An 11,672-nucleotide genomic window follows, 5' to 3' on the forward strand; every position below is an offset into this window, starting at 1 on the left:
CGCACTAACAGATCAAGCGTTCATCGTCTCTGAACAGCTTGTCATTTCTGCAGATTGTGAACCTCGAACGTGGTCTCCTGAGGCGGCGAGGTGAACCCACCCTTGATGCCCGTTTTCATTTGAGGCATCAGGATATCGTCCCGGAATTGCTCCCAACTCTTCTTGGATTCGTGAACCGCAACAATTGACCAGCCACCGGCCGACGGGCCGGCAACATGGAAGAGTTGGCCTTTTGGCAGGCTTTTTCCGCCTGCTGGATGCACAGCAGCGATTGACGCCTCGTATTGTTCCTTCGTGCCGCCAGGAAAATAGTGCGTGATTGCGTAAGCCATTCTGTTTTCCTCCCGAGCAAGCCGCAAACCATCCAATGGTCGGCTTGCTGAAGCCAGATTGACGTAACGGAACACCGGGGACAAGCAGGACCTTAGACAGGGTCGACCATGCACCTGCCCTGGACACGGGTTTGGATGTTCGCATTAGCCGGTGCGGCCGCGTGCGGCCACCGGCAGCGTTTCCAGCACCTTTTCGCCTGAGATCAGATGCACCTGGTCGAACAGGTTGGTGACGACGCAGCAATGGTCTGGCACGACGCGGACGCGTTCGCCGATGCGCAACTTGCCGTCACCCGAAAGCGTGAGGGTGCCGTGCTCCTCGCTCAAGCCCGTCACCCGTGCACCGGAAATGCCGAGCAACTCGCCGAAATCGGCGAGCCCCAGCGTGTCGCTGGACAGCGCCTTGCTGCCGGCATCCAGAATGGCACGCGTCGCTGTGGGATGGCTGACCACCGTCGACAGCACCGTCAGTGCGCAGTCGTCGAGAGTGCCGACGCCTTTGGCGACCTGATAGCGGTCGAGATAGATGTAGGTGCCGGGGCGGTACTCCGTGACCACCGATGCCTCGCTCGAGCGCCACATATCCGGCGTGCCGCCACTTGAGATGCGTTCGCAGGCGAGGCCCGACGCGGCCAGCGCCTGCTTGGCGTCGGCCAGCCACGCCTCGGCCTCCGCCGCGCGACCGGCGGCCGGGTAGGTCATCAGCCCGCCGAAGGCGAGGCCACCGGCCTTGTCGATCTGTCTTGCCAGCGCAACTGCTTCGTCAGCCGTCTGCACGCCGCAGCGGCCCATGCCGGTGTCGCATTCGACCAGTACCGGCAGACGATGACCGGCATCGGTGAAAATGGCGGCCAATCCTTCGAGTGTTTCTCTGCTGTCAGCCGTAACCGACAGTGTCACACGGCGGTGTAGCGCCAGAAGCCGCTCCAGCTTGGCGCGCCCAAGGATGTTGTAAGGGAGAAAAATGTCGGTCAGCCCGGCGTCGGCCATCACCTCGGCCTCGCCGATCTTCTGGCAGGTGATACCGACGGCACCGGCCGCGACCTGTTTATTCGCCCAGTAGGGCAGTTTGTGCGTCTTGATATGCGGCCGCAGTTTCAGCCCGTTCTTGTGGGCATGGGCCTGGGCGCGGGCAATGTTGGCTTCGGCGCGCGCGGCGTCGATCAGGATCGATGGCGTATCGAGGTCGTGGACGGTCGGCATCATCTGTTATCCCATAGAAAATCCGCAGGGGTTATGGCCTCGAACGGGCGCGATGTCACGCGGCCAGCGCAGCGGATCTGTTGTCCATGCGCTGAAGGCGCAAGGCCGGGCGGAGCGGCAAGACGGATCGACACCGCATCGACGTTCGGCTATGCGATTTGCCAGACAAATCGGCACGAAGGACCATGATCATGAAACGCTCCGCCATCAACGACATCATCCGCGAAGCCGACGCTTTCATCCGCTCGTTCGGCTACATCATGCCGCCCTTCGCCTACTGGTCGCCCGAGGAGGCGAAGGCGCGCCAGACCGACTCCGCGGCCGTGTTTACCTCCCGGCTCGGCTGGGACATCACCGACTACGGCCAGGAGAAGTTCAAGGAACTCGGCCTGTTCCTGTTCACCGTGCGCAACGGCCGCTACGAGGACATGAAGAAGGGCATGGGCATGCTCTATGCCGAGAAGATCATGATCTCGCGCAAGGACCAGCTGTCGCCGATGCACCGCCACAACATCAAGGCCGAGGACATCATCAACCGTGGTGGCGGCAAGCTGGTGCTGGAACTGTTCATGCACGATCGCGACGGCGGCATCGATCCCAAGGCCGAGGTATCGGTGCCGGTCGACGGAACCATCCACAGGCTGCCGGCGGGCGGGCTGTTGAAGCTCGACCCGGGCCAGAGCGTCACGCTTTTGCCCGGCGTCTGGCATGCCTTCTGGGCCGAGGGCAAGGATGTGCTGATCGGCGAGGTGTCGACCGTCAATGACGATCTCACCGACAATGTCTTTCGCGAACCGATCGGCCGTTTTTCCAACATCGACGAGGACGTTGCTCCCGTGCACCTGCTGGTGTCCGACTATGAGAAGTGGCTGGGCTGAGGCAACGCGCCGGGCAGCCAGCCTCAATGACAGCAGCTTGAGGCTGGCTGCACGCTCGTCCTGCACAGGCATGACGAGCTGATCGCCACGTCTGCTCTGGCCAACGCCGCGGCAAGGCTTGCCTGCAGCGCCGGCAGTTCTTCGCGCTCGCCGCGTCGTTTCAGGCATTCCACCAGCCCGTGCAGCGCCCAGACATTGTTCGGATGCTGGGCGCAGCGCTGCACCTTGCCGCTCAGGCCGAGATCGTCGCGATAGACCTGTTCGGCCTCTGCAGAGTGGCCCTGGTCGAGAAGCAGTGCCGCCAGCGCATGGCGCGGCGGGTGCATCCACGCCCATGGCTCGGTGTAGGACAGATTGTCGTCAAGCTCGACCGCTTGCCGCAAATGGCCGTAGGCCTCGTCGTGCCGGCCCTGGTGATAGGCAAGCTCGCCACCGAGCAGGGCAGCCCCGACAGCCAGCGAGGCGCGCGTCGGGTTACTGAGGAAGCGCCGCTCGGCTGGAATGCCTTCCATATGCCGGTGGAACCGGTCGCGCTCGCGCTCGGCTTCGGCGAATTGCCCCAGCGTCGCGTGCGCGACACCCTTGGCGTAGTGCTGCATGGCCGCCGTCAGCACATAGAGGCTCGGCTCCGCGGTGACCGGCTCGTCGACGATCTCCTGCCAGCGGCCGAAGCGCACCTGCACATGCGATTTCATCGCATGGTAGCCTTCCACTGTCTGGGTGAGCTTGGGCCGGTCCTGGATTGCGACCACGTCGCGCGCGACCAGGCTGCGCACCTTGTCGGCGGCCCACAGCGCCGGCCTGTACTGGCCTGACAACATGCAGGTGAACATCATCAGATGCAGATCGTGGCAGCAGCCGAGCAGATAGTAGGTCGGCTCGTCCGCATAGGCGAGATAGAGGTCGTTGGCGCGAATCGCCTTCTCGCTGGCAAGCTTCGCCTTTTCGTATTCGCCGCACAGCACATAGATATGCCCCGGCATGTGGTTCATGTGCCCGGCATCGGGGCACATTGCGCCCAGCAGATCCGCCGAGCGCATGCCGCGCTCCGGCATGGTGGACATTTCCAGAAGATGGATGTGCAGGTGGACGATCGCCGGATGTTGTGCAATCCCCGCCTCGTCGGCAAGCCGGATCGACCGCTCGCAGACCTCGAGCGCCTCGACGACATCGGAATTCGGCGCCGGCGCGCCGGTCTTGAGGTTCCAAAGCCGCCGCACGGTGCGCATCATCAGCGCCTCGACGAAAAGCGCCATCACATCGTGGTCGTCGGGAAAGTCCCGGTACACAAGCCGCATCTCGGCGGCATAGGCATCGTCCCACTGTTCGAATTCCTCGGGACCCACCCGGTGCAGTTTCTGGAAACGGCACGCCAGCGCCTCGATCAGGCGCCTTTCGACCTCGCTGGCGGAAGCCGCATTGGCGCGCGCTAGCTGGACATGCTCGAAGCAGCGCTTGGTCGCGCTGTTGGCCTCGGCCTCGCCATGCTCTTTCCAGGTCAGATTGTAGAAAGGCCCGGCGGCATAGGCGATGCCCCAATGCACAAAGGCGCAATCAGGATCCATCTCCAGCGCCTTCTCAAAGCACTTGATGCCTTCCTCATGGTTGAAGCCGTAGCACCAGTTCAGCCCGATATCGAACCAGCGCTGGGCTTCGGTTGAGTGGGTGGAGATGGAGCGGCGGTAGGCGCCGAGGTTGAAGCGGTCCATGAAGTCTCATTTCAATTCTGATCGCCAGCGAGCCGGGCTCTGGTCAGATTCCTTCGTCATCAGTGTGTGACGAAATCTCCAGGCATGGCAAACGCAACGCGTGCCGCTGCTAGCTGGTCCCTTCGGGCGGTGTTTCATTTTGCCAGCCGGCCAGCTCAGGCAGGTCGTCCAGCCAACTTCTTTCCGTCATCAGGGCATCGCCGGCCTGCGGGGCAGCCTCGGTGGCATTTTGAATGAGCCAGTCCATCCACTTCCGATAGGCAACCGGGTCCAGCTGGGGCGGCAGCACCTTGGCCTTGGCCAGCATGCGTTTGCGGAAACTAACCTGCCTGCGGAGTTTGGTCGTCGTGAATTTGATTGCCTTGCCTTGGTATTCAACCGTCCAGCGCCCATCTCCATGGCTGGTGAGCCTGTCGATGGCGAAACCGGCATCGACCGGCCTATCCCGCCAAGGAAGCTCGACGGCATTCTTCTCAGATCGAGTGCCCATCGCCTGTAGGCGGTCCCGGCACGCTGGGGCGGCAGCACACCGGCCTGTTCGAGTATCTTCCTGCGGAAGGTAGGCTGCTTCTTAAGCTGGCCTGTCGTTAGCTCGACGCGATGCCCACGGAATTCGACGTGCCATCGGATCCTCCCGTTGCCGAAATACTTCACCAGCCTGTCGATGAAGAACTCGTCGTCGGTGAGCGCCACGCAGCCTTGGCTGATGCTTTCGAGAATGTACTGGCTATCACTGGGCATTACTCGGCCTCGTGCAGGAATCTTTCACGAAGCTTAGCCGTTGGCACGCACGGGCGGCCACCAATTTGCTCTGGGAATCTCGCCTGCCTCAATCAGCCCAAACTGATGCGCGGGTTGCCATAGATATGCAAGGCGGTGGCACGCTCACCGCAGACGATAGCCTTGGAGGGAGCGTAAGGCCCGTGGACGAGTGGCTGAAGTTCATCACCCGGCCGCTGGACGGCGCGAGGCTCGTTACTTCTGGCGAAACGCGGAGTGGAACGACACGACCAGCGGGCCCAGGATGTAGTCGAGTGCGGTGCGTTCCTCGGTAACGATCATGACCGACGCTGGCATGCCCGGATAAAGCGCGATCTGTGGGGCTGCAGCCAATTCCACCGGATCGACCGCTACGTCGGCAAGATAGTAGGGAAACCCGGTCTTGCTGTCGGTAATGCGATCCGCCGAAATGCGGGCGATTCGCCCATGGATTATGGGTATCGAGCGCTGCTTGTATGATGTGAAACGAACTTCGGCTGCCATGTCGGGTCGCAGGTTCGATATGTCCTCGACGCGAACCTGCGCCTGGACGATCAGCGAATTCTCGGTCGGCACGATGTCGAGGATGGTCTGGCCTGGCGAAACGATCGCGCCGATCGAGAAGACGCTGAGATCCATCACCTGGCCGTCATAGGGCGCGCGCACTTCGGCTCGGTCCATGGCAGCCTGGGCGGCAAACATCTTGGGCACGAGGTCGGCAAGGCTCGATTGCGTATCGATAAGCATGGCCGACAGCTTGGCCCGGCGCTCATATGTCAATTGCGCGATCTGGCCCTCGAGTTCGGCTTTGCTCTGTTGGCTACCGGCTATGGCGCCGAGGTTCTCGTCGATCAGGCCCTGCAGATCCGAGGCGGATCTTTCCAGCTCCAGGATGCGTGGGCGGGTCGTCAATCCGGCCTTGAGCAGCTTTGACAGGCTGGCCTTCTCGTCGATCGTCGATTGCATCTGGGCCTGGTAGGATTCGACCCGAGCCTGCTTGCCCTGAATCTGCTCCTCGAGCTCGGCAATCCGCCGCTCGAGGATCTGCCTGGCGCCGGCCATCGAGGCGCGCTGGCTCTCCAGGTCGGTGATCTGGTTTGCCATCGCATCCCTGAGGTAGGCCTCGTGCTCCTTCAGGATGTCCTTCGGGAAGGCAACAGCCTTGCTGCCGTCCAGTTCGGCCCGGATCCTGGCATCGGTTGCACGCAGCAGAGCGTATTGCTGGGCATAGAGATTGAACTCGGACCTGATCCTGGTGTCGTCCAGCTTCAGCATGATGTCGCCCTTCCTGACGACGTCGCCATCCTTGACGCGGATCTCCTTCACCGTTCCGCCGTCGAAGTGCTGTACGCTCTTGCGATTGCCTTCCACCTTGACGATGGCGTCGGCGAGTACGGCGCCGTTCAGCGGAGCAAAGGCTGCCCAGCCACCGAAGACGCCGAAGAAGGCGACGATGATCAGCAAGCCGATATAGGCCGGCACCCGGATCGAATCCGGGGCCAGGATACCGGTTTCGCCTGGCAGGCTCCGGTAGGTGAGGGCGCCGTCGCTCATCGATCTCTCCGGCCACAGCTCATTGGGTTGCCACCGCCATTGGCGCCGCGCGCTGGTTGAGCAGCGCCACGATCTCGTTTCTCATGCCGAAGGCCTCGACCGCGCCATCGCGCAACAGAAGGATCTTGTCGACATTCGCCAGGGTAGAGGGCCGGTGCGAGACGATGATCACCGTGCTGCCGCGGCGCTTGAGCTCGATCGCGCAGTCGCTCAGCGCGCGGTCGCCATCGGCGTCGAGATTGGAGCTCGGCTCGTCGAGAATGATCAGGTTCGGCGTTCCGAACACCGCCCGGGCGAGAGCGATCCGTTGCCGATATCCTCCCGACAGCACTGCGCCGCCTTCGCCGATCTGGGTCTCATAGCCCTGTGGCAGGCGGATGATCATCTCATGCACGCCGGCGAGCCGCGCGGCCTCGATCACCTCCTGGTCGACATTGGTCTTGAAGCGGCCGATGTTGGCGGCGACCGTGTCGGAGAAGAGTTCGATATCCTGCGGCAGGTAGCCGATGTGGTCGCCGAGCGCGTCGTGCCCCCATTGCGACAGGTCGGCCCCGTCCAGCCTGACGGTGCCGCGGCTGGGTTGCATGACGCCCGCGAGATGACGCGCCAGCGTCGACTTGCCGGCGCCGGAAGGGCCGACGATTCCCAGTGTCTCGCCTGCTTCCAGCCGGAACGATACGTCCCGGAGAAGCACTTTCTGCTGGCTGGCAATTGCAAAGCTGACCTGCTCGACCGAGATCTTGCCGGTGGGCTTCGGCAGGTTGAACGATCTTTCGTTCTGCGCGCCCCCGTCCAGCAGCTTTTCGACCCTTACCAATGCCGCCCGCCCCAGGATCAGGCTGCGCCAAAGGCCGACGATCTGCTCGACCGGCTGTAGCCCACGCCCCAGCAAGAGGCTCGCCGCGAACATGGTGCCGCCGGTGATCTGCCGCTCGATCACCAGATAGGCGCCGAGGCCGAGGATCAGCGACTGCATGGTGAGCCGCAGGAAACGGATCAGGCCCGACATCAGGGCGGCGCGATCGCTTGCCTCCGCCTGGCGCCGCAGCGCCAGGTTGCGGTCGCGCCCCCAGCGGCGGATGAGACCGTCGATCATCCCCATGGCGCGAACGACTTCCGCGTTTCTGAGGCTCATCTCGGTAAAGTTATAGTTGGTCGTCGCCAGGTCGTTGGCCTGCTTCAGCGGCGAACGCACGATATACTCGTTGAGCACCGCCATGGCGATCAGGAGCAGCGAGCAGCCCAGCGCGAAGAAGCCGAGCCAGGGATGCAGCAGGAAGATGATGCCGATGTAGATGGGCGACCATGGCAGGTCGAACAGGGCATGGATGCCGCTGCCGGTGATCACCTGCCTGAACGTGTCGAAATCGCGGATCGGCTGGCTTTGCGAGGAGCCCGGCGATGGCGTCTCGACCGACGCGGCGAGGACTTTTGCCGAGAGCAGCCGGTCGAGCCGCGCGCTGGCACGCGTCAGGATGGAGGCGCGCACCAGGTCGAGGCCGGCCAGCGAAAGGAAAGCCGCCAGCAACACCAGGGTCAGCATCACCAGCGTGGTTTCGCTGCCGCTGGTGACGACCCGGTCGTAGATCTGCAGCATGTACAGTGGGGACGCGAGGTAGAGCAGATTGATAGCCAGGCTGAATGCCGCCGCGACCAGGAAATAGCGGCGGCAGGCCCGAAGCGCATCCTTCACAATTCGCGATTTGCTATCCACTTCCAGAACCCCACTCAAAACTCGTCAGGCCAGGTGGGCCGCCGCTGACGGCGGCCCTTTGGTTCACACCACGAAGTCGCTTGAAATTGCTCCATTGCCGACGCCCGTCAGCGTGAACTCCGCCGGATTGTACGAGACGGCGGTATGGCCTTGGCCGTCATCGGCGAGCTTGAAGCCGTTTGCATCATAGGAGCCGACCAGATGCAGCGCGGTACCGTGGGTGCCGTCCGAAATAGTCAGCGTTCCGCCGCTGCCATCCTGGTTTGCCTGGTAGACGGCCGTCGTGCCCGCACCGAACAGGATATCCTCGAGCTCCAGCCTGTCGTCATTGGTGATGCCGCCGATCCGCCCGCTGAAGTCGAAGGAATCGTCGAGCTGCAGCGTGCCGGCCGCATCGTGCGCGAAGGTGACGTCCGTCGACGAGGCGCCGCCGAACTCGAGCTTCGACAGATTGCCGATCGTGGCATCGCCATCGCCGGTCACCTGACCGTGGATGACGATGTCGCCGCCATTGGCCAACAGCATGCCGGAATTCGCCAGCCCGCCGGTGACCGTCAGGCCGCCTGAACCGGTCGCCTCCAGTGTGCCGGAGTTGGTAACGACGCTGCCCCCTGTGTCGATGACCAGCGCATTCGAACCGGTGGCGATGATGGTGCCCTGGTTGTCGAGGCTCAGCATCCCGCCGCCCAACTGGCCAGCACCGGATATCGTGTTGTCGACATTGACCAGAGTGACATCCGGCCCCGTGCCGGAGATCACGTTGGCGGCACTGTCGGACAGCAGGATCTGTCCGCCGCCCTGCAGCGTCACGCCATGCTGGATGATTTGCAGCAACGTTTCGCTGCCCGTCGAGTCCAGCGAGATAAGGCCCGTATTGTTGATCGTGCCGCTCAACGGCAGCAAGGCGCCGTCGCCGATCGTCATGGTGCCTGGATTGTTGACCACCGGCGTCTGGTCGAAGACGAAATTGCTTGCCGTCAGCGCGCCCGAGTGCACGCCGTCCAGCGTGATCGACTGCCCGTCGCCGAGCGTGATCACCGCGTTGCCGTGGGCATCGTCGGCGATATGGGTCTGGAGGTCGGCAAAGTCTGCCAATCCGTTGTAGCCGATAAGGTCGATCTGGTCGGCCGCGGCGTCGAAACTATGCACCGTGTCGGCGCCGATCGGCTGCGAGAAGACGAAGAGGTCGTTGCCGCTGGAGCCGGTCAGCACGTCGTCGCCCGACCAGGCGAAGATCGGCGAACCCGGCGCGTAGGCCTCGACATTGTCGGCGATCGACGCGCTGCCCGTCGTGCCGTCGGCATTGGTCCAGGTCAACTGCACGTCGAGCACCGCTGCCCCGGTGAATTCGACCGGTGTGGTCACAGTCAGCCCGTGCAGGTCGTTGGTCTGTGTCGTCCAGGATCCATCGGCGTTGTGCGTCGCGCCGTCGATAGTCCAGCCCGAAGGCACGTCCTTCACCGTGACGGTGATGAGCGCGCCTTCATGTGAGGGGTCGGTCAAGGCGAGATTGATGGGCTCGCCGGAGGTGCCGGCGGGCAGGCTGAATGCCGGCGTGCCGACCCCGGGATTGCCAGCTATGTCGGTCCAGGACGACGTTCCGGTGCCACTGGACACGACTTGCACGGTATGCGCGCCACCGCCGACCGGCTTCGTGACGTCCAAGGTGTAGATGTCGTGTCCGGTGCCATCGATGCCGACATGTACGAAGGTCCCGGCCGTCGCGGTTGCTCCTACCAGCGCGATGTCATTGATGTCGAAGCCCGAGACGGCCTCACTAAAGGTGAAGGTGATCGTCTGCTTGGCGCCGTTGTTGTCGTGCGAAATGACGACCGTCGGCGCCGTTGTATCGCCGCCCGTCACATTGATCGTTGCGGTCGCCGAGCCCGTGTCGGTGCCGCCGTTGGCCGTGCCATCGCCGTCCACCAGTGTATAGGTCACGGTCTTTGCGATGGTTCCGCTGGTTGCGTTTGCATAGAGGATGTGATCGGCAAGGGCCTGCGCGGCCGCTGCGGTGGCATTGGCGTTGAACGTCACGACTAGGTTCGACCCGTTCGTGCCGCCGCTGAAGGTACCTATGAGTGTGCCACCATAGCTCACATTATTGCCGCTGACAGTGATCTGGCCGGCGCCGGGGGCTTGGTTCTGAATCGTAAGCTGGTCCGTGGCCGCGCCGTTTGCCGTGAACCCGACAGTGAGCGAGCCGCCGCCGAAGTTGGCGGAGTCGATATCCGTTATCGTCGCCGAAGGGGCGATGGTAGCGGCGGCGGACCCGGCCGTGTAGCTCAGGCTTGTAGATGTTCCGGCCGTCCCGCTGTTGAGATCTATGGCCGGGGCGTCGTTCGTGCCCGCGATGTTGATCGTCACCGAGGTGGTGGTGCCGTCGGCGCTGGCCACGTTGAAGGTGTCAGTGTAGGTGGTGCCGGCGACGAACTCGTTGTGCGCAGAAGACGCCGTGTAGGTCCAGGCACCGGCTGCGTTGATGGCAAACGTGCCATAGGTTCCAACATTGGCCGCCTGGGCGACGAAGGTCGCCGCGCTGTCGACGTCCGAGACGGTGAGAGTGCCCGAGGTCGAGATGTTGGCGACAGCATTGGTCTCGGTCAGATTCACCGAGGCGGAGGAGAGCACCGCAGCATCGTTGGCGCCATTGATGGTAACGGTGAGTACTGCTGTATCGGTCAGGCTGCCGTCGCTGACCGTGTAGTTGAACGTGTCGGTGGTGGAGCCGCCGGTGTTGAGGGCTTGCACCGTCAAGTCGTTCTCGTTGACCACGTAGGTATAGCTGCCGTCGGCGGCGATGGTGAGCGTGCCGTGCGCGCCAACCAGGCCGACACCCAGCGAACCGCCCGTGCCTGAGCCTTCGACGCCACCGGTGCGGATCGCGCTCACCGTCAGGCCGGCGCTGTCGACATCGCTGTCGTTGGTCAGCACGTTGCCGGAGCCATTGTTGCCGCCGGATCCGTTCAGCGTGCCGCTCTTCTCGGTTGCGGCAATCGCACCCGCGCTGGCGCTGGTGTCATTTGCACCGACAGGCGCGTCATTTGCACCATTGATGGTAACGGTGAGTACTGCCGTGTCGGTCAGGCTGCCGTCGCTGACCGTGTAGTTGAACGTATCGGTGGTGGAGCCGCCGGTGTTGAGGGCTTGCACCGTCAAGTCGTTCTCGTTGACCACATAGGTGTAGCTGCCGTTGGCGGCGATGGTGAGCGTGCCGTGCGCGCCGACCAGGCCGACACCCAGCGAACCGCCCGTGCCTGAGCCTTCGACGCCACCGGTGCGGATCGCGCTGACGGTCAGGGTGGCGCTGTCGACATCGCTGTCGTTGGTCAGCACGTTGCCGGAACCATTGGTGCCGCCGGATCCGTTCAGCGTGCCACCCTTCTCGGTTGCGGCAATCGCACCCGCGCTGGCGCTGGTGTCATTTGCCGCGACCGGGGCGTCGTTGACGCCGGTGACGGTGATGGTCAGCGAGGCGCTGGAGGTGGCGCCATGCTCGTCGGTGACGGTGTAGTTGGCCACG

General features: G+C 63.4%; 7 protein-coding genes and 1 pseudogene. 1 reads left to right on the forward strand and 7 read right to left on the reverse strand.

From position 1 onward, the window contains the following. Nucleotides 1–41: 41 nt before the first annotated feature. A complete protein-coding gene (locus C8D77_RS35605) occupies nt 42–332 on the reverse strand; it encodes a hypothetical protein (RefSeq protein WP_109672448.1) in 291 nt (96 codons plus the stop codon). 144 nt (nt 333–476) lie between these two features. Then, entirely contained in the window at nt 477–1,535 is a 1,059-nt protein-coding gene (locus tag C8D77_RS35610) for a D-TA family PLP-dependent enzyme (RefSeq protein ID WP_170136916.1), read from the reverse strand. Between the two features lie 191 nt (nt 1,536–1,726). Here C8D77_RS35610 and C8D77_RS35615 point away from each other — a divergent pair, with 191 nt between their 5' ends. Continuing rightward, nucleotides 1,727–2,413, forward strand: a complete 687-nt coding sequence (locus C8D77_RS35615; protein WP_109672468.1) for a D-lyxose/D-mannose family sugar isomerase — start codon at nt 1,727–1,729, stop codon at nt 2,411–2,413. 23 nt (nt 2,414–2,436) lie between these two features. Here C8D77_RS35615 and C8D77_RS35620 read toward each other — a convergent pair whose 3' ends face one another. The 5 genes and pseudogenes from C8D77_RS35620 to C8D77_RS35640 all read right to left on the reverse strand — a co-directional run bounded on the left by C8D77_RS35620 (nt 2,437) and on the right by C8D77_RS35640 (nt 11,671). Continuing rightward, on the reverse strand, nt 2,437–4,122 hold the full coding sequence (locus tag C8D77_RS35620) for a tetratricopeptide repeat protein (protein WP_109672454.1): 1,686 nt from the start codon (nt 4,120–4,122) through the stop codon (nt 2,437–2,439). Between the two features lie 109 nt (nt 4,123–4,231). Beyond that, nucleotides 4,232–4,863: pseudogene (locus tag C8D77_RS35625) on the reverse strand (hypothetical protein). Between the two features lie 234 nt (nt 4,864–5,097). Further along, nucleotides 5,098–6,435, reverse strand: a complete 1,338-nt coding sequence (locus tag C8D77_RS35630; protein WP_109672457.1) for an HlyD family type I secretion periplasmic adaptor subunit — start codon at nt 6,433–6,435, stop codon at nt 5,098–5,100. Between the two features lie 19 nt (nt 6,436–6,454). After that, nucleotides 6,455–8,149, reverse strand: a complete 1,695-nt coding sequence (locus tag C8D77_RS35635) for a type I secretion system permease/ATPase (RefSeq protein WP_109672459.1) — start codon at nt 8,147–8,149, stop codon at nt 6,455–6,457. A gap of 63 nt (nt 8,150–8,212) precedes the next feature. Beyond that, complete coding sequence (locus tag C8D77_RS35640; protein WP_425453801.1) at nt 8,213–11,671, reverse strand: beta strand repeat-containing protein; 3,459 nt, start codon at nt 11,669–11,671, stop codon at nt 8,213–8,215. Nucleotide 11,672 lies beyond the last annotated feature (1 nt).

The sequence above is a fragment of the Mesorhizobium loti genome (genome assembly GCF_003148495.1).
GTDB classification, from domain to species: domain Bacteria; phylum Pseudomonadota; class Alphaproteobacteria; order Rhizobiales; family Rhizobiaceae; genus Mesorhizobium; species Mesorhizobium loti.